Below are 17,928 nucleotides of genomic sequence, written 5' to 3'. Positions count from 1 at the left end.
AGTGCGGGTGGCGGGGGATTCGGGGCAGACTCGGCCCATGCGTACTGCGTACAGCGTGGAGACGGTCAGGGCAGCCGAGCGGGAACTCATGGCGCGGCTTCCGGAAGGTGCGTTGATGCAGCGGGCCGCGGCGGGGCTCGCCGCCGCCTGTGCCGAACTGCTGGGGCGGGTCTACGGCAGCCGGGTCGTGCTGCTCGTCGGGAGCGGGGACAACGGGGGCGACACCCTGTACGCCGGCGCGCGGCTCGCCCGGCGCGGGGCGGGGGTCGCGGCCGTGCTGCTGTCGCCCGAACGCGTGCACGCCGGGGGGCTCGCGGCGTTGCGGCGGGCCGGAGGGCGGGTCGTGGGGGCCGGGAGCGGCACCGAACCCGCCGCGGCCGCGGGCATCGACCGTGTGGAGGAGACGATCCTGCGCGCGGACCTCGTCGTCGACGGCATCGTCGGCATCGGCGGCCAGGGCGGACTGCGGCCGGACGCGGAGCGGCTGGCCGGGGTCGTCGCCGAGTCCGGGGCGCCCGTCGTCGCCGTCGACCTGCCCAGCGGCGTCGACGCCGACACCGGAGAGGTGCGGGGCGCCGCCGTCCGTGCCGATCTCACCGTGACCTTCGGTACGCACAAGCCCGGCCTGCTCGTCGATCCCGCGCGCGAGTACGCCGGTTCCGTGCGGCTGGTCGACATCGGGCTGGGCGACGTGCTGCCCGCGCGGCCCGAGCTGGAGGCGCTGCAGCACGCCGACGTGGCCGCGCTGCTGCCGTCGCCCGGCGCCGAGAGCGACAAGTACCGCCGGGGCGTGGTGGGGATCGCGGCCGGGTCAGCCCGGTATCCGGGCGCCGCCGTCCTCGCCGTCTCCGGGGCGCTGCGCGGCGGCGCGGGCGCCGTCCGGTACGTCGGGCCCGCCGGGGACGCCGTCATCGCACGGTTCCCCGAGACACTCGTGTCGGACCAGGGGCCGCACAAGGCCGGGCGCGTGCAGGCATGGGTGGTCGGCCCCGGTGCCGGGGACGACGCCGGGACCGTGGCCGAGGTGCTGGAGGCCGACGTCCCCGTGCTGATCGACGCGGACGGGCTGCGGCTCGCCGACCTGGACGTCGTACGGGAACGGCGTGCGCCCACGCTCATGACCCCGCACGCCGGGGAGGCCGCCGCCCTGCTGGGTGTCGCGCGCGAGGAGGTCGAGGGGGCGCGGCTGAAGTCGGTGCGGGAGCTGGCGGCGAAGTACCGGGCGACCGTGCTGCTCAAGGGGTCGACGACGCTCGTCGCCGACCCGGCGAGCGGGCTCGTACGGGTCAACGCGACCGGCACGTCCTGGCTGGCCACCGCCGGCAGCGGGGACGTGCTGTCGGGACTCGCCGGGTCGCTGCTGGCATCGGGGCTGTCGGCGCTGGACGCGGGCAGCGCCGCCGCCTATCTGCACGGTCTGGCCGGGCGGTTCGCGGCGGACGGTGCGCCGGCCGGTGCGCACGACGTGGCGGATGCGATCCCGGGGGCCTGGCGGGACGTGCGCAGCTGAGCCGACCGGCTCCGCAATAAGGGTGACCCGGCCGCGCGGCATCCCCGATCGGCCGTATCGCCACGTTTATCTGATGGGATGATCAGTAGACGAATCGCCCATCGAGGCATCGCGGTGCTGCTCACCGCGGCCACCGCCCTGTCCGTCGGCGCCGGCCTCCCCGCCGCTGCCGCCCAGGCCGCCCCCGCCCCGCCGGTCCCCGCGCCCGGCCCCGCCGACGCCGAGCTCGTCCCCGGCGTTCCCCCGGGCCCCTCCCGGCCCTGGCAGATCGACACGCCGGACCAGATGCTCGCCCCGAAGACCTACACGCCGAGCGCGGCGGAGGACGCCGTCGAACCGAGGGACGCGGCCCCGGGGACGTACGACCTCGTCGAGTACGTCCCGCTCGGGGACGCGGTCAAGAAGGTGACGTGCAGCAAGCGGACCGGGCCGTACCAGCGGGCCGTGGAGCGGTGGCTGAAGCTGCGGGCGGACGGGCGGCAGTCCGGCGCCGACTGCCGGGCCATCCGCGCCTTCCAGGTCGAGCACGACATCAAGCCCGCGATCGGGTTCGCGGGCCCTGTGACATGGGCCACCATGCAGCTCATCGGGGCCCGCAAGAGCCCCAACGCCGCCGGGAAGTGCCCGGTGCGCACGTACAAGGTCGCCTGCGTCGACCTCAACCGGGAGCTGACCTGGGTGCAGAAGGGCACGAAGGTCGTCTTCGGGCCCGTGCCGATGCGCAGCGGACGGGCCGGGCACCGTACCCGGGCCGGCTGGCACACGATCTACTGGCGGCACAAGAACCACTGGTCCACGCTCTACAACTCGCCCATGCCCTACGCCCAGTTCTTCGACGGCGGAGAGGCCTTCCACGCCGTCTACGGCACCATCTACACCACCGTCGGCTCCTGGGGCTGCGTCAACCTCCGCCTCGGTGACGCGCGCAAGCTGTGGGGCGTGCTGAAGAAGGGCGACCGGGTGTACGTGTGGGGACGCAGGCCCGGCGCGTAGACGGGGCCCCCGGCGCTTCCCGCGCCCTCTGAGACACTGGGGGCGCCATGACTGAGACAGCATCTGCCCCGACCGCGCCCCTGCGCGCCCGTGCCGAGATCGATCTGGCGGCCCTGCGCGCCAATGTGCGGACCCTGCGCGCCCTCGCGCCCGGGGCGCAGCTCATGGCCGTGGTCAAGTCCGAGGCCTACGGCCACGGGGCCGTCCGGTGCGCCCGGGCGGCCGTCGAGGCCGGAGCCGGGTGGCTGGGGACCGCCACGCCCGAGGAGGCCCTCGCGCTGCGCCGGGCGGGCCTGCCGGGACGCATCATGTGCTGGCTGTGGACGCCGGGCGGGCCCTGGCGGGAGGCCGTCGAGGCCGACATCGACGTGTCCGTGAGCGGGATGTGGGCCCTGGCCGAGGTCACGGCCGCGGCGCGGGCGGCCGGGGTCCCCGCCCGCGTGCAGCTCAAGGCCGACACCGGGCTGGGGCGCAACGGCTGCCAGCCGGGGGAGGACTGGGCCGAGCTGGTCGCCGAGGCCCTGCGCGCCGAGGCCGACGGGGTGCTGCGGATCACCGGACTGTGGTCCCACTTCGCCTGCGCCGACGAACCGGGGCACCCCTCCATCGCCGCCCAGCTCGCCCTCTTCCGGGAGATGGTCGGATACGCGGAGCGGCAGGGCGTCCGGCCGGAGGTGCGGCACATCGCCAACTCCCCCGCCACACTCACCCTGCCAGACTCCCACTTCGACCTCGTACGCACCGGGATCGCTCTCTACGGCATCTCGCCCAGCCCCGAGCTCGGCACCTCCGCCGACCTCGGACTGCGGCCGGTGATGACGCTCTCGGCGAACCTCGCCCTGGTCAAGCACGTTCCGGGGGGTCACGGCGTCAGTTACGGGCATCACTACGTCACCTCCGGCCGGACCACCCTCGGCCTCGTGCCCCTCGGGTACGCGGACGGCATCCCGCGGCACGCCTCGGGGAACGGCCCGGTGCTGGTCGGGGGCAAGTGGCGGACGGTCGCAGGGCGGATCGCGATGGACCAGTTCGTCGTGGACCTGGGCGGGGACGAGCCGCCGGTCGGCGCGGAGGCGGTGCTCTTCGGGCCGGGCGACCGCGGCGAGCCCACCGCCGAGGACTGGGCGCAGGCCGCGGGAACCATCGCGTACGAGATCGTCACACGCATCGGAACGCGCGTTCCCCGCGTCTATGTGAATGAGCAACAGGACGGGGTAATCCGCTGAGTGACCTGCCGAAGGCACGGCACCGTCAGAACCTGCGGCATCAGCGTCACCCGAACCGGCGAACAGCATTCCGGCGAAAGAGGAGCGGTACGTGAGCGAGAGCAGCGCGGAGGCCGTCGCGGCCGTCGCCTCCGCCGCGGGGGCGGCCGGCAACTGGCGCCGGGCCACGGGCATCGCGGGCGCCGCGATAGGCGTGGTCGCGGCGGGGGCCGCGGCCGGCGTCGCCATCGAGCGGCTCACCGTGGGCCGCGGGATGCGGAGGAAGGCGCGGCTCGCCCTCGACTCGGCGGGCCCGTACGGCGCGCTGCGCGGCACGCCCGGCAAGGCGTCGGCCGACGACGGCACCGAGCTGTACTACGAGGTCGACGACGTCGACCCCGACGCCGTGCCCGCGCTCGGCCCGCGCCGGAGACGGCTGTTCGGGCGGAAGGCGCCCGCCCCCGTCACCGTCGTCTTCAGCCACGGCTACTGCCTCAGCCAGGACTCCTGGCACTTCCAGCGCGCGGCGCTGCGAGGTGTCGTACGGACCGTGCACTGGGACCAGCGCAGCCACGGCCGGTCCGGGCGAGGCGTGCGGCAGGTGCAGGACGGGGTGCCCGTCGACATCGAGCAGCTCGGACGGGACCTCAAGGCCGTCATCGACGCCGCCGCGCCGACCGGGCCGATCGTGCTGGTCGGGCACTCCATGGGCGGGATGACCGTGATGGCCCTGGCCGACCAGTACCCGGAGCTGATCCGGGACCGGGTCGTCGCCACCGCCTTCGTCGGTACGTCGTCCGGGCGGCTCGGCGAGGTCAACTTCGGGTTGCCCGTCGCGGGCGTGAACGCCGTACGGCGGGTGCTGCCCGGCGTGCTGAAGGCGCTGGGGCAGCAGGCCGCGCTGGTGGAGCGGGGCCGACGGGCCACCGCCGACCTGTTCGCCGGGATCATCAAGCGGTACTCGTTCGCCTCCCGGGACGTCGACCCGGCCATCGTGCGGTTCGCCGAGCGGATGATCGAGGGCACGCCGATCGACGTGGTCGCCGAGTACTACCCGGCGTTCAACGACCACGACAAGACCGAGGCGCTCGTCCACTTCACGGACATGCCGGTGCTGGTACTGGCGGGCATCGGCGATCTGGTCACGCCCAGCGAGCACAGCGAGGCCATCGCCGACCTGCTGCCGGAGGCCGAGCTGGTGCTGGTCCCGGACGCCGGACACCTGGTGATGCTGGAACACCCGGAAGTGGTCACCGACCGGCTCGCCGACCTGCTCACCCGTGCGGGTGCCGTGCCCGCAGGGGCTACCGTGGGTGGCTATGGAAGCACCAGCAGCACCGCACAACCCGGTTGAGACCCGGCTGACGGTCACCTCCCCCGAGCAGATGCAGGACCTGGGCCGCCGGCTGGCCAAGCTGCTGCGCGCCGGTGACCTCCTGATGCTCAACGGGGAACTCGGCGCCGGCAAGACGACCCTCACCCGCGGGCTCGGCGAGGGGCTGGGAGTGCGGGGCGCCGTCACCTCGCCCACCTTCGTCATCGCCCGCGTGCACCCCTCCCTGGGCGACGGCCCGCCGCTGGTGCACGTCGACGCCTACCGGCTGGGCGGCGGGCTGGACGAGATGGAGGACCTTGACCTCGACGTCTCGCTGCCCGAGTCCGTGATCGTCGTGGAGTGGGGCGAGGGCAAGGTCGAGGAGCTGACCGAGGACAGGCTGCACGTCGTCATCCACCGCGCCGTGGGGGACACCACGGACGAGGTGCGGCACGTGACGGTGACCGGGCTCGGCGAGCGCTGGGCCGCGGTGGACCTGAGCGTGCTCTCCGCGTAGCGGCCGGTCTTTTCCGTGAACGTTCCGACAAGCCGTCGGCAAAATGTTGCTTTCCGCGTCTCGCTCGTGGTCACATGGTATCCAGCTCGTGGTTAGGTCTACCTAACTACGCCCGCCCCCGCACGTCAGGAGGCGTCCATGCCGGCCACGGAACGAGACGAGAAGCAGCCGCGCGTGATGCCCGCGGTTCCCATGCGCGAGCTGCTCGCGTCCTGCGCCGCCGCGACCGCGATCTCCACCCCGCCGCGCCTGCCCGACCCCGGGACCACCGGGCACCGCAGAGCCGCCTAGGACCCGCGGACCAGGGCCTGCGTGCCTGGGGCAGGCCTACGGGACCACCACGACGTGCACGCCTGGGGCAGGCCTACGGGACCACAACGACGTTCACGCCGATCGTCGCGAATTCCCACATCGCCATGCCGTCCGCGCGGGACTCGCGGATGCCGCCCGTGCGCACGCCCGGGTCCGGCGCCGACTTCGGCTCCCGCACCGCCGCGCTGAAGCCCACGGCCACGCCGTCCACGCTCGCGAAGCGGACGACGTGCTCGATGGGGGTGCCGTCGGTGCCGGTGACCGAGTTCGAGCGGGACGTGACCGTGTAGGCGCCCGGCACCGGATCGACGTTGCCCGCGGTGACCTCGTACGTCCGGACGATCCTGTCGCGCTTGCCGACGAGCCACACCCGGTCGCCGGCCACGGAGTACACGACCCGCGGGCCCGTGCCGGACCCGGAGGGCAGGGCCGTCGGGTCCCGCCGGACGCGGGGCGCCTTCGAGACGGCCGGTGCCGCGGAGGCGCTCGCGTGCGGCTTGCCGAAGCCCGCAGGGACCGTCGCCGAGGCCTGGTAGGCGAGTGCGCCGACGGCCGCGAGGGCCGCCGCGGTGAGCCCGAACACGAATCCGGAGCTGCCGTTCGCCACCGTCGCCCACCTGACCCATCGCCTCGTACGCCGTGCTTCCCGGCGACCGTAGCAGCACGAGCGGGCCTCACCCGGGCGGCAATGCCGTGGCCCAAACCGCCGTACGCTGTTTGCGTGCTCTTGCTCGCTCTGGATACCGCCACCCCAGCCGTCACCGTCGCCCTGCACGACGGCCGCGACGTCATCGCCTCGTCGAGCCAGGTGGACGCGCGCCGGCACGGAGAGCTGCTGCTGCCGGCCGTCGACCGCGTCCTCGCCGAGTCCGGGCTCACGCTGGACGCCGTCACCGGCGTCGTCGTGGGCATCGGGCCCGGCCCCTACACCGGGCTGCGCGTCGGCCTGATGACCGCCGACACCTTCGGGCTCGTCCTCGGCGTCCCCGTGCACGGCGTGTGCACGCTGGACGGGCTGGCGTACGCGGCCGACATCGACGAGGGCCCCTTCGTCGTGGCGACCGACGCCCGGCGCAAGGAGGTCTACTGGGCGCGCTACGCCGACTCCCGCACCCGGCTGACCGACCCGGCCGTGGACCGGCCCGCCGACATCGCCGACCAGGTGGCCGGACTGCCGGCCGTCGGCGCGGGCGCGCTGCTGTACCCGGACACCTTCCCGGTCGCGCACGAGCCGGAGCACGTCTCGGCGGCGGCGCTCGCGAAGCTGGCCGCCGAGAAGCTGGCCGCGGGCGAGGAGCTGCCCGCCCCCCGGCCGCTGTACCTGCGCCGGCCCGACGCCCAGGTACCCAAGAACTACAAGGTGGTCACCCCCAAGTGACCGACGCCGTGACTCCTCGTCTGCGCGAGATGCGCTGGTGGGACATCGATTCCGTGCTGGAGCTGGAGAAGGACCTCTTCCCCGAGGACGCCTGGTCCCGGGGCATGTTCTGGTCGGAGCTGGCCCATGCGCGCGGGCCCGAGGCGACGCGCCGGTACGTCGTCGCCGAGGACGGCGAGCGGATCGTCGGCTACGCGGGCCTCGCCGCCTCCGGAGACCTCGGCGACATCCAGACCATCGCCGTCCGCCGCGACCACTGGGGCACCGGCCTCGGCGGGCTGCTGCTGACCGAACTGCTGCGGGCCGCCACCGCGTTCGAGTGCGCCGAAGTGATGCTGGAGTGCCGGATCGACAACGTCCGCGCCCAGAAGCTCTACGAGCGCTTCGGCTTCGAGGCCATCGGGTTCCGCCGCGGCTACTACCAGCCGGGCAACGTGGACGCCCTGGTGATGCGACTGACCGACCCATCCACTTCCGTACAAGGAACCGAGATCCATGGCTGACGAACCTCTCGTCCTCGGCATCGAGACCTCCTGCGACGAGACCGGCGTCGGCATCGTCCGCGGCACCACCCTGCTGGCCGACGCCGTCGCCTCCAGCGTCGACGAGCACGCCCGCTTCGGCGGGGTCGTCCCGGAGGTCGCGAGCCGGGCGCACCTGGAGGCGATGGTCCCGACGATCGACCGCGCGCTGAAGGAGGCGGGGGTCAGCGCCCGCGACCTCGACGGCATCGCGGTGACGGCCGGCCCCGGCCTCGCGGGCGCCCTCCTGGTCGGCGTCACGGCGGCCAAGGCGTACGCCTACGCGCTCGGCAAGCCCCTCTACGGCGTCAACCACCTCGCCTCCCACATCTGCGTCGACCAGCTGGAGCACGGCGCCCTGCCCGAGCCGACGATGGCGCTGCTGGTCTCCGGCGGGCATTCGTCGCTGCTGCTGTCGACGGACATCACCTCCGACGTACGGCCCCTCGGCGCGACCATCGACGACGCGGCCGGCGAGGCCTTCGACAAGATCGCGCGCGTGCTGAACCTCGGCTTCCCCGGCGGCCCGGTCATCGACCGCTACGCGCGCGAGGGCGACCCGGGGGCCATCGCCTTCCCGCGCGGCCTGACCGGCCCGCGCGACCCGGCGTACGACTTCTCCTTCTCCGGCCTGAAGACGGCAGTGGCCCGCTGGATCGAGGCCAAGCGGGCGGCGGGGGAGGAGGTGCCGGTGCGTGACGTGGCGGCCTCCTTCCAGGAGGCGGTCGTCGACGTGCTGACCCGCAAGGCCGTACGGGCCTGCAAGGACGAGGGCGTCGACCACCTGATGATCGGCGGCGGCGTGGCCGCCAACACGCGGCTGCGGGCGCTGGCGCAGGAGCGGTGCGAGGCGGCCGGCATCCGGCTGCGGGTGCCGCGGCCGAAGCTGTGCACGGACAACGGCGCGATGGTGGCCGCGCTCGGCGCGGAGATGGTCGCCCGGGGCCGTGCGACGTCGAGCTGGGACCTGTCGGCCGACTCGTCGCTGCCGGTGACCGACCCGCACGTACCGGGCCACGACCACGTCCACGAGGTCAGCAAGGAGAACCTGTACTCGTGACGGTCGCGCTGATGTGGGAGGCGCGGGCGGTCGAGGGACGCGGCGCGGACCTGCTCGCCTGGGCGCGGCGGCAGGACCTCGCCCCCGCACCCCTGCGCCGCGAGACTTTCCGCGCCCCCCAGGACCGCGTCCTCGTCATCACCTGGTGGGCCGAGCCCTACGACGCCGACATACCGGAACTGCCCGAGCCGCCGAGCGAGTTGGTGACCCGCGCGGTGCACCGCTGGCGGTTCGAGTCGGTCGCCATCGACTGAGCGGTCCCGTCGGCCGTCGTCACCAGCCACAGGCGCCGGCCGTTGCCCTGCTCCCAGCCGGCGCCCGCCACCGCCTTGCCGAGCCAGTCCAGGCCCATCGCCAGGGCCACCACGACGATGGCGGTGTCCCTGATGACGAACACGCACAGGGCCGGCAGCAGCAACAGGCCGATCATGCGGGGGGCGAAGGCGGCGCGGCGGGGAAGGCCGTCGGCGTCCGGTACCCGCGCCGCGGCCTCGAACTCCCGTGTCTGTCCGACCCACTTGAGCCGGGACGCCCGCAGCACGGTCGACAGCACGAGGCAGCCGAGCGCGGAGGCGACCAGTATCCCGAGGGCTCCGGTCCGCACCGGGGGCTCCTGCCCCGTGGCGAGCGCGGACACCCAGCCGACGGCGATCCCGGTGAGGAGGAGCGCCGAAGCCCACAACTCGTGATGCACGTAGCGAACCATCGTCCCCCCATGTTCGAAGCACCGGTCGGCCCGCTCCCCGGAGGCCACCGGCCAGTGCCTCCCACGGTAGCCAAGGCCCGCCTGCTCGGACCGCCCTCGATTGTGAGCGCTCCGTGAAGGCCGCCCGGCCGTTCAGTCCCACCAGAAGCGCCACTGACGTACGGTCATGAGTTCCTCGGGGTAGGTGCTCTCCCAGTCGTCGAAGTTGTTGTGGAACCAGTCGGGGCAGGCCAGATAGTGCTCGCCGGCCAGGACACGGGCCTCTTGGAGGTCCTTCGGCGGGATGGCGGCCGACAGGTACACGTCCCCGTGCCCGAGGCCCACGAGACGGGCACCGAAGCGGTCCTCCCAGGAGCGCAGCACGCCCGACAGCTCGTCCTTGCCCATGTGGTTGCCCATTCCGGGCCAGTTGAGCGCGATCGGCACGTCCGCCCCCCGCTCGGCCTGCACCAGCGCAAGACAGCGGGCCCGGTCCTCGCGTACGACCGCGGCCGCAGCCTCGGCCGCGCACGCGTCCGGCTCGGCCCCTGTCCCGGCCGGCGCGGCCAGGCCGGGCCACGCCGGGAAGGACGGCCAGGACCGCGGCTCCCAGGCGTCCCGGAAGTACGCTGCGGCGTCGACCGGAGCCTCACCTCCGGCGGCGAACTCGTACGTGTCCTCCGTGTATTCGAGCAGTACGGGATACAACCCCGTGCGCGCCCGGTCGGCGTACAGCCGCCGCCACCACACGTCCGCGTCCGGCAGCTTGCGGTCGCTCATCCACACGAGACGGCCCGAGCGGCCGTACGACTCGACGATCCGGCCCGGTGGCAGGGCGGGCGGCAGTGACGTGGCATCCATGGCCGGAAGGTACGCCGCGCCACTGACAACGCAGCTACGCCCGCGACACCCGCCCCTCGCACCGCATGCGTCGGTCGGGGCCGAGTTCGCGGGGCGGGCCGGTGAGGGTCAGATGGGTCGTGTGTCGGATGTCCGTGCTCGAGGCCGCCAGGCGGAGTTCCAGGGCGCCCGGTTCGACCACGCGGCGGCCGGAGCGGTCGGTGAAGGACGACAGGTCGGCGTGGAAGCGGAAGGTGACCCGCGTGGCCTCACCCGGGTCCAGGTCCACGCGTTCGTAGCCGATCAGGCGGACGTCCGGGCGGACCACCGACGCCACCGGGTCGTGCAGGTACAGCTGCACGACCTCCGTGCCCGCGCGCTCGCCCGTGTTGCGGACCGTCACCGAGACGTCGTAGGAGCCGTCCGTGCCGATCTCGGCGCCCGTGATGTCGGCGTCCCACGTGAAGGTCGTGTACGAGCGGCCGTGGCCGAAGGGGTACAGCGGGGTCGGGTCCAGGTTGCTGACCTCGCCCGCGAGGCCCAGCGGCGGCTGGAGGTACGTCCACGGCTGGCCGCCCGGCACCCGCGGGACGCTCACCGGCAGCCGGCCCGAGGGGTTGACGCGGCCCGACAGCACTCCCGCCACCGCGGGACCGCCCTCCTCCCCGGGGAAGAAGGCCTGGACGACCGCGCCCAGCCGGCCGTCCCAGCGGCCCAGCGCGTACGGGCGGCCGGTCAGCAGGACCAGCACCACCGGGACGCCGGTGGCCACCAGGGAGTCCAGCAGGTCGGCCTGTACGCCGGGCAGCCGCAGGTCCGTCACGTCGCAGCCCTCGCCCGAGGTGCCCCGCCCGAACAGGCCCGCCCGGTCGCCCAGCACCGCCACGCACACGTCCGCCTCGGCCGTCCGCGCCACGGCCTCCTCGAAGCCGCCGGTGTCGGGGTCGTCGACGCCGCAGCCCTCGGCGAACGTGACCTTGGCGTCGGGCAGTTCGGCCCGCAGCGCTTCGAGGACCGTCGGGATGCCGATGCCCATCGGCACCTCGGGGTGGTGCGTGAGGACGTGCGAGGGGAAGGAGTAGCAGCCCAGCATGGCGAGGGCGTCGGCGGCACGCGGGCCGACGACCGCGATCCGGGTGTCGGGGGCCAGCGGGAGGATGCCGTCGGGGTTGTCCAGCAGGACCACCGACTCCTCGGCCAGCCGGCGGGCGAGCGCGCGGTTGGACGCCGAGTCCAGGTCGATGCGCTCGGCCGGCTCGGGGTTCCAGTCCTCGTCGAGCAGGCCCAGTTCGCACTTCTGCAGCAGCACCCGGCGGGCCGCCCGGTCGATCAGGGACTCGGGGATCTCGCCCGCCCGCACGGCCTCGACGAGCGGGGTGCCGTAGCACCTCAGGGTCGGCAGTTCGACGTCCAGGCCGGCCGCGAGCGCCGCGTGCGCCGCCTCCGCCTCGCTGCCGGCGACCCGGTGCTGGGTCTGCAGGAAGCCGACGCCGAAGTAGTCGGCGACGACCGTGCCGGTGAAGCCCCACTTCTCGCGCAGCAGCTCGGTCAGCAGGCCCGGGTCGGCCGAGGCCGGGACGCCGTCCGTGTCGTTGTACGCGGCCATCACCGAGCGCGCCCCGCCCTCCCGCAGCGCCATCTCGAAGGGTGGCAGCGTGATGTCGGCGAACTCCCGCACCCCGGCCCGCACCGGTGCCAGGTTGCGGGCGCCCGCCGAGGACGCGTACCCGGCGAAGTGCTTGAGCGTGGAGACGATCCCGGCCGACTCCAGCCCCCGCACATACGCGGTGCCGACCGTCCCGACCAGGTACGGGTCCTCGCCGATGGTCTCCTCCACCCGGCCCCAGCGCGGATCGCGTACGACGTCCAGGACGGGGGCGAGACCCTGGTGGACGCCCACCGAGCGCAGGTCGCGGCCGATGGCGGCGCCCATCTCCTCGACCAGAGCGGGGTCGAAGCTCGCGCCCCAGGCGAGCGGCACCGGGTAGGCCGTGGCCCGCCAGGTGGTGAAGCCGGCCAGGCACTCCTCGTGCGCGAGCGCGGGAATGCCGAAACGGCCCGCGGCGGCGATACGGCGCTGGGCGCGGGCCAGTGCCTGCGCGCCCAGCGCCGGGTCCACCGGGGCGGTGCCAAAGGGGCGGGTGAGCTGGCCCAGACCGTGGGTGATCAGCTCGTCCCAGTCGTACTCGGAGGTCATCTCGCGCTGCAGCGGGGCGACCCCGTCGCCGTCCGTGTCGGCGCCCACCCACACGCCGTAGAGCTGTGCGGTCTTCTCCTGAAGAGTCATCCGGGAGAGGAGGTCGTCGACGCGGACGGCGGCCGGCAGGGCGGGGTCACGCCAAGGGGCGGTGGTCATGAAACTCCTGCTCTTGGTCGAGGCGGGGGTGTCCCTCTCGCGAATGTTTCGATGTGCACTTCGAATGTTCCGGGAACCTAGGCCGGTGAGAGGGGTTCGTCAAGAGGTCGCGCAGGGATACGATCGCCGCCATGACACCCCCGGAGCCCCTGGAAACCCGGACGACAACCCCGTCGACCGGCCGATCGACGCAGACCGCGACGCTCGCCGAGATCGCCCGCGAGGCCGGCGTGTCCGCGCCGACAGTTTCGAAGGTCCTCAACGGCCGGGCGGACGTGGCCCCGGCCACCCGCAGCCGTGTCGAGGAGCTGCTGCGCGCGCACGGCTACCGGCGCCGACGGGCCGAGGCCAGCCGTTCGCCCCTCCTCGACCTGGTCTTCCACGAGCTGGAGAGCGCCTGGGCGATGGAGGTCATCCGCGGCGTGGAGAACGTGGCCCGGGACACCGGGCTCAGCGTGGTGCTGAGCGAGAGCGCGGGCCGGCTGACGCCGGGCCGGACGTGGGCGGACCAGGTCGCCGCCCGCCGCCCGCACGGCGTCATCCTGGTGCTCTCCGGCCTCGACGAGTCCCAGCGGGCGCTGCTGACCAGCCGCTCCATCCCGTTCGTCGTGATGGACCCGGCCGGCGACCCGGGCGTCGACGTGCCGTCCATCGGCGCGACCAACTGGCAGGGCGGGCTCGCCGCCACCCGGCACCTCATCGAACTCGGCCACACCCGCATCGGCGCCATCACGGGCCCCTCCCGCATGATGTGCAGCCGCGCGCGCATCGACGGCTACCGCGCCGCCCTGGAGACCGCCGGGCTGCCCGTCGACCCGGCGCTGATCGTGACCGGCGACTTCCACCACGACGCCGGCTACCGGCAGGGGCTGGAGCTGCTGCGCCGCCCCGACCGCCCCACCGCGGTCTTCGCCCTCAACGACCTCCAGGCGCTCGGCCTGTACGAGGCCGCGCGCGAGCTCGGGCTGCGCATCCCCGAGGACCTGAGCGTGGTCGGGTTCGACGACCTGCCGGTCGCGCGCTGGGTCGGGCCGCCACTGACGACCGTACGGCAGCCGCTGATGGAGATGGCCGAGGCGGCCGCCAAGCTGGTGCTCGACCTCGGGCGCGAGGACCAGGCGCCGGTGGCCACGCGGGTGGAGCTGGCGACGAGTCTGGTGGTGCGCAGCAGTACGGGGGCGCCCGCGTGACTCAGGTGGCCGGAAGTTGATGTATTGACGGGTGGGGTCGACACCACGACACTCCTCCGAAGCCAATCGGTTGCACGACCGAAACTTTCGGTGACGATCTCCTGCTCGGGCGCCTCGCTCTCCTCGTGGAAGGCGAACTGGACGTTCGGCGCGGGTCAGCGGATCACGCACGCCTGGAACGCGACCTGCACCCAGAGCGGCTCGTCGGTCAGTTGCGCCAACGCCTCCTACAACGGCTCGGTGCCGGACGGCGGTTCGGTGACCTTCGGGTTCAACGGCTCGTGGAGCGGCGGCAATCCCGTACCGACCGTGACGCTGGGCTGAGAAATCTGAGATTCTCCCAAGAAAACCGCCTCACGGGTTCGGTGCTAACAATCTCCTAATAATTCGGACTTACGTTCCTGCTCGTGACGGGACACGTGGAGAGTGGCGGCGCGGGCAGACCCAAGGGCCGGCGATCGACCGTACTGAAGATCGTCGGCCTCACCGCGGCGGGCCTGCTGGTGCTCGGCGCGGGGGCGGCCGGACTGGCGTACTGGCACCTCGACAACAACATCAAGAGCGTCGACATCAACCAGGCGCTCGGCGACGACCGCCCGGCGAAGGCGGTGACGACCCCGTCGGCCGCCGCCTCCGCCTCGGCCTCCCCGCTGCCCTCCGGCTCGCTCAACATCCTCGTGCTGGGGTCGGACTCGCGCAGCGGCAAGGAGAACAAGCGGCTCGGCGGGGGCAGCAGCTCCGGCGCCCGGTCCGACACGGCGATGGTCGTGCACATCGACGCGGGCCGTAAGAAGGCGACCGTCGTCAGCATCCCGCGCGACACGCTGGTGACCCGTCCGTCGTGCCCGCTGAAGTCGGGCGGTTCGACGGCGGTTGCGTACAACGCGATGTTCAACAGCGCGTACTCGGTGGGCGGGCCGGTCTGCGCGGTGAAGACGGTCGAGTCGATCACCGGCATCCGCATGGACCACTACGTCGAGATCGACTTCTCGGGGTTCGCGAAGCTGGTGAACGCGCTCGGCGGCGTCACCGTCACGACCGACGAGGACATCGACGACGACGACAGCCATCTGCACCTCGCGGCCGGCACCCACCACCTGAACGGCAAGCAGGCCCTGGCGCTCGCCCGCACCCGGCACGGCATAGGCGACGGCAGCGACCTGGGCCGCATAGGCCTGCAGCAGAAGCTGGTGAAGGCCCTGCTGGACCAGATCGCCTCGACGAGCCTGTTCACCAGCCCCGCCAAGCTCTACGACGTCGCCGACGCCGTCACCGGCAGCCTCACCACCGACACCGGCCTGGACTCGCTGAGCGAGCTGGTGGGCCTGGGCGAGAGCCTGAGGGGCCTGTCCTCGGCCCACGTCACAACGGTGATGATGCCGGTGGTCACGGCCCCGTCGGACCCCAACCGGGTGGTGGCGAAGGAACCGGCGGCCGGGCAGTTGTGGAAGTCGCTGCGGTGAGGGACGGCGCGGGCCGGATCAGAAGAGGGACAGGCTCGGGGGTTCCGGGCCTTCCACGTCGAGAGACGTGTCCAGGGGTATCTCGGGCTGCCGCTCCATCGGGGTGTCGACGTCGTAGCTCCTCATCGGCTCGTCGACCGTGAGATGCCGCGGAGAGTCCGTGAGCGGGGAGGAGATCTCGGGTGTGCGGGAGGCCTCAAGAGCCTCGACGCTGCCGATCGCCTCGGACACACGGACCACGCAGCGCTGCAGCCGCCGCTTGTTGATGCCGGCCACCGCCTCGCCGACGACCTCGGTTACGTCGTTCGCCAGAGTGAGAGGCGAGGGCCCCATCAGATACTGACCCACCTTGACGGCTGCCTGGATCTCCTTGCCGGCGTGCCGGGCCGCGACCGAGAGCCCTTTGCGTGCCACCCCCTCGGAGTCCCGCAGGGTGAGGTAGGAGGCGATCTCGAACCCGAGGGCGACGGCCTTCTCGCCGGAATGCACCGCGCCCTCGTCGCCCGGCGATGGGCGCGCCCCGAAGACCGCCCGGAGTGTGTCGGGGGAGAAGTACTGCGAACGCAGCTCCTTCATCAGGGTCTCGGCCTCATCGAGGAGGTTGCTGTGCGCGGCGCGATACGCGGCTCGGTCCGCCGCCGAAGTGGCTTCCCTGCCCTTGACGAGGCGACGTTTAGGCACATGGCATGCCACGCGGAGCTGTCGGAATGCCTCCCCTTGCGCCGCCGCCGCAAGGTCCACGAGATTTTCGATGACCCCGGCAACCTTGAACGGCACCGCATCCAGGTCGTTCCGCTGATCACGCGCCGCCTTGAGAGAAAGCCTCAGTCGATCATTCAGCTTGGACAGCTCGAGCTGTGAGGACTGCGGGGACTGAGAGTTCCTCGGCATCATGAGGCGGCGGACCCGGCCTCGGCGCCTTGTACCCCTGCCTGCCGAAAGAGGCACCCCGTCGTCGGACCTGCCCGACCTCTCGACGCTCATCGCCGCGCTCCCTTCGTGCGATGGCCGATCCTGCGAACCTACTGAAGGTGACCGCGCCCGGGCAGGGCGCACATGGCGCGCACCGTTACAACCCCCGCGCCCCCTGACGAGTCTTCAGCCATGTCACCGTTACTAGGGGGTCTCCCGGTGTTTTCCCTTTCTCTGTCCGGCCGTTGGGCGGTACCGATCGTCGCGGGGCTGGTCGCGCTCGGCGTGGCACCGCCGCAGGAGCTGAGCCGGGCCGAGGCGGCGACACCGGCGTCCGTGCGGAACGACTTCGACGGCGACGGGTACGCCGACCTCGCGATCGGGGCTCCGAAAGCCACCGTCTCGGGTCATGCCGGGGCCGGCTACGTGGCGGTCGTATACGGCGGCCCGCACGGCCTGTCCGCCGCCCGACGGACCGTCATCAGCCGTTCGACGAGCGGAGTTCCGGGCGCCGCCGCCACCGACGAGGGCTTCGGCACGCAGCTCTCCCGCGGCGACCTCGACGGCGACGGCTACGCCGACCTGGTCGTCGGCAACCGTGCCGGGAAGACCGACGCGGTGATCCTCTGGGGCGGACCGCACGGCCTGACCGGCGCCGGCGCGCGCTCCGTCCCCGCCACCAACACCCAGACCGGCGACTTCGACGGCGACGGCAGGCTGGACCTGGCCCTCTTCCGGACCCGCCCGGCGATGGGCGACGACCCGAACGGCAGCACCGCCAGTGTCTGGAAGGGCCCCTTCACCCGCTCCGGACGGCACGGCACGGAGACGCGTCTCGACGCCGACCACCTCAAGTACTACGACGTCCGGGACGGCGCGACGGGAGACGTGAACGGCGACGGCCGCGACGACCTGGCGCTGAGCGTCTACGAGGGCGACGGCAGCTACGGCACGCGGTTCTACACGGGCTCCGCGTCGGGCCTCGTGCCTCAGAACGCCCCCGACACCGTCCCGAACACCGACGGCGGCCTCGCCTTCGGCGACCTCGACGGCGACGGCTACGACGACCTCGCCGTCGGCGCCGTCTACGACTCCGCGGTCACGGTGGCGTACGGCTCCGCCTCGGGTCTCGGGTCCCGCGACACCTGGAAGACGTTCACCGAGGACACCCCCGGCGTACCGGGCACCGGCGACTCCGTCTTCCGCTTCGGCCAGGCCCTGTCGGCCGGTGACGTCAACGGCGACCACATCGACGACCTCGCCGTCGGCATCCCCGGCAAGGAACTCGGCTACGACGACAACGCGGGCGCCGTCGACGTCCTGTACGGCACCAGGTCCGGCCTGACCGGCAAAGGCGCCCAGTCCTTCACCCAGGACACCCCCGGCGTCCCGGGCAGGGCCGAACTGTCCGACACCTTCGGCGCGTCCGTCGCCCTCCTCGACATCGACGGCAACGGCTACGCCGACCTGGCGGCCGCGGCCGTCGGCGAGGACGGCGGCAACGGCGCGGTGTGGTCCCTGCGCGGCCGCCCGACCGGAATCGTGACGGACGCGGCCCTGGTCCTCGGCCCCAAGGGAATCGGCGCGCCGTACACGAAGGCGGGGTTCGGGGGCGAGCTCGAGTAGCCTCCGGCGACTTGAGCTTCGGGGCTCGGGACCCGAGACACTTTT

18 protein-coding genes and 1 pseudogene are annotated in these 17,928 nt (G+C 73.0%); 14 read left to right on the top strand and 5 right to left on the bottom strand.

Going from position 1 to position 17,928, the window contains the following annotated elements; translation table 11 throughout:
* Nucleotides 1–37 precede the first annotated feature (37 nt).
* The 6 genes from ACIGDI_RS13030 to ACIGDI_RS13005 all read left to right on the top strand — a co-directional run bounded on the left by ACIGDI_RS13030 (nt 38) and on the right by ACIGDI_RS13005 (nt 5,831).
* Nucleotides 38–1,510 (top strand): NAD(P)H-hydrate dehydratase, encoded by a 1,473-nt coding sequence (locus ACIGDI_RS13030; protein WP_399894745.1) that lies wholly within the window; start codon nt 38–40, stop codon nt 1,508–1,510.
* 78 nt (nt 1,511–1,588) lie between these two features.
* On the top strand, nt 1,589–2,503 hold the full coding sequence (locus tag ACIGDI_RS13025) for a L,D-transpeptidase family protein (protein WP_399894742.1): 915 nt from the start codon (nt 1,589–1,591) through the stop codon (nt 2,501–2,503).
* A gap of 47 nt (nt 2,504–2,550) precedes the next feature.
* The gene (gene alr / locus ACIGDI_RS13020) at nt 2,551–3,729 is read left to right on the top strand and encodes an alanine racemase (RefSeq protein ID WP_399894739.1); all 1,179 of its coding nucleotides are present in this window, start codon (nt 2,551–2,553) and stop codon (nt 3,727–3,729) included.
* Nucleotides 3,730–3,820: 91 nt separating this feature from the next.
* On the top strand, nt 3,821–5,062 hold the full coding sequence (locus ACIGDI_RS13015; protein ID WP_399894736.1) for an alpha/beta fold hydrolase: 1,242 nt from the start codon (nt 3,821–3,823) through the stop codon (nt 5,060–5,062).
* Nucleotides 5,028–5,540, top strand: a complete 513-nt coding sequence (gene tsaE, locus ACIGDI_RS13010) for a tRNA (adenosine(37)-N6)-threonylcarbamoyltransferase complex ATPase subunit type 1 TsaE (protein WP_200705114.1) — start codon at nt 5,028–5,030, stop codon at nt 5,538–5,540. The genes ACIGDI_RS13015 and tsaE overlap by 35 nt, the downstream gene beginning before the upstream one ends.
* Nucleotides 5,541–5,678: 138 nt before the next feature.
* A complete protein-coding gene (locus ACIGDI_RS13005; protein WP_200705113.1) occupies nt 5,679–5,831 on the top strand; it encodes a hypothetical protein in 153 nt (50 codons plus the stop codon).
* Between the two features lie 73 nt (nt 5,832–5,904).
* On the opposite strand, the gene ACIGDI_RS13000 is transcribed toward ACIGDI_RS13005, so the two are convergent.
* Entirely contained in the window at nt 5,905–6,459 is a 555-nt protein-coding gene (locus ACIGDI_RS13000) for a hypothetical protein (RefSeq protein WP_399894731.1), read from the bottom strand.
* 114 nt (nt 6,460–6,573) lie between these two features.
* Between ACIGDI_RS13000 and tsaB the strand changes: the two genes are divergently transcribed.
* The 4 genes from tsaB to ACIGDI_RS12980 are packed head-to-tail and all read left to right on the top strand — an operon-like array spanning nt 6,574 to nt 9,065.
* A complete protein-coding gene (gene tsaB, locus ACIGDI_RS12995; protein WP_399894728.1) occupies nt 6,574–7,230 on the top strand; it encodes a tRNA (adenosine(37)-N6)-threonylcarbamoyltransferase complex dimerization subunit type 1 TsaB in 657 nt (218 codons plus the stop codon).
* Nucleotides 7,227–7,733: a ribosomal protein S18-alanine N-acetyltransferase gene (gene rimI / locus ACIGDI_RS12990; RefSeq protein WP_399894725.1), complete on the top strand. Its 507-nt coding sequence runs from the start codon at nt 7,227–7,229 to the stop codon at nt 7,731–7,733. The genes tsaB and rimI overlap by 4 nt, the downstream gene beginning before the upstream one ends.
* Nucleotides 7,726–8,811 carry a tRNA (adenosine(37)-N6)-threonylcarbamoyltransferase complex transferase subunit TsaD gene (tsaD, locus tag ACIGDI_RS12985; protein WP_399894722.1) on the top strand — a complete coding sequence of 362 codons (1,086 nt, stop codon included), beginning with the start codon at nt 7,726–7,728 and terminating at the stop codon, nt 8,809–8,811. The genes rimI and tsaD overlap by 8 nt, the downstream gene beginning before the upstream one ends.
* Nucleotides 8,808–9,065, top strand: coding sequence for a hypothetical protein (locus ACIGDI_RS12980; protein WP_399894719.1), 258 nt, complete (start codon nt 8,808–8,810; stop codon nt 9,063–9,065). The genes tsaD and ACIGDI_RS12980 overlap by 4 nt, the downstream gene beginning before the upstream one ends.
* Here the strand turns inward: ACIGDI_RS12980 and ACIGDI_RS12975 are convergent.
* The 3 genes from ACIGDI_RS12975 to ACIGDI_RS12965 form a co-directional block, all read right to left on the bottom strand.
* Complete coding sequence (locus ACIGDI_RS12975; protein ID WP_399894716.1) at nt 8,969–9,505, bottom strand: hypothetical protein; 537 nt, start codon at nt 9,503–9,505, stop codon at nt 8,969–8,971. The two genes, ACIGDI_RS12980 and ACIGDI_RS12975, sit on opposite strands and share 97 nt — an antisense overlap.
* Nucleotides 9,506–9,649: 144 nt before the next feature.
* Complete coding sequence (locus tag ACIGDI_RS12970; RefSeq protein WP_399894713.1) at nt 9,650–10,357, bottom strand: DUF4253 domain-containing protein; 708 nt, start codon at nt 10,355–10,357, stop codon at nt 9,650–9,652.
* 34 nt (nt 10,358–10,391) lie between these two features.
* Nucleotides 10,392–12,692 (bottom strand): glycoside hydrolase family 3 N-terminal domain-containing protein, encoded by a 2,301-nt coding sequence (locus tag ACIGDI_RS12965; protein ID WP_399894710.1) that lies wholly within the window; start codon nt 12,690–12,692, stop codon nt 10,392–10,394.
* Nucleotides 12,693–12,823: 131 nt separating this feature from the next.
* On the opposite strand from ACIGDI_RS12965, the gene ACIGDI_RS12960 reads away from it, so the two are divergent.
* From ACIGDI_RS12960 to ACIGDI_RS12950, 3 genes and pseudogenes are all read left to right on the top strand, one after another.
* Complete coding sequence (locus ACIGDI_RS12960) at nt 12,824–13,882, top strand: LacI family DNA-binding transcriptional regulator (RefSeq protein WP_399894707.1); 1,059 nt, start codon at nt 12,824–12,826, stop codon at nt 13,880–13,882.
* An 87-nt stretch (nt 13,883–13,969) separates the two neighbouring features.
* Nucleotides 13,970–14,206 (top strand): annotated as a pseudogene (locus tag ACIGDI_RS12955) (cellulose binding domain-containing protein); the annotation flags it as partial.
* Between the two features lie 83 nt (nt 14,207–14,289).
* Nucleotides 14,290–15,345 carry an LCP family protein gene (locus ACIGDI_RS12950; protein ID WP_399894704.1) on the top strand — a complete coding sequence of 352 codons (1,056 nt, stop codon included), beginning with the start codon at nt 14,290–14,292 and terminating at the stop codon, nt 15,343–15,345.
* Between the two features lie 18 nt (nt 15,346–15,363).
* Here the strand turns inward: ACIGDI_RS12950 and ACIGDI_RS12945 are convergent, their stop codons facing one another.
* Nucleotides 15,364–16,329, bottom strand: a complete 966-nt coding sequence (locus ACIGDI_RS12945; RefSeq protein ID WP_399894701.1) for a hypothetical protein — start codon at nt 16,327–16,329, stop codon at nt 15,364–15,366.
* A gap of 147 nt (nt 16,330–16,476) precedes the next feature.
* Between ACIGDI_RS12945 and ACIGDI_RS12940 the strand changes: the two genes are divergently transcribed.
* Entirely contained in the window at nt 16,477–17,883 is a 1,407-nt protein-coding gene (locus ACIGDI_RS12940) for an FG-GAP-like repeat-containing protein (RefSeq protein ID WP_399894698.1), read from the top strand.
* The last annotated feature ends 45 nt before the right edge of the window (nt 17,884–17,928 follow it).

This window comes from Streptomyces sp. NPDC085900, from assembly GCF_044540925.1.
GTDB classification, from domain to species: domain Bacteria; phylum Actinomycetota; class Actinomycetes; order Streptomycetales; family Streptomycetaceae; genus Streptomyces; species Streptomyces gilvifuscus.
This window is presented reverse-complemented; position numbering and strand designations above follow the sequence as displayed.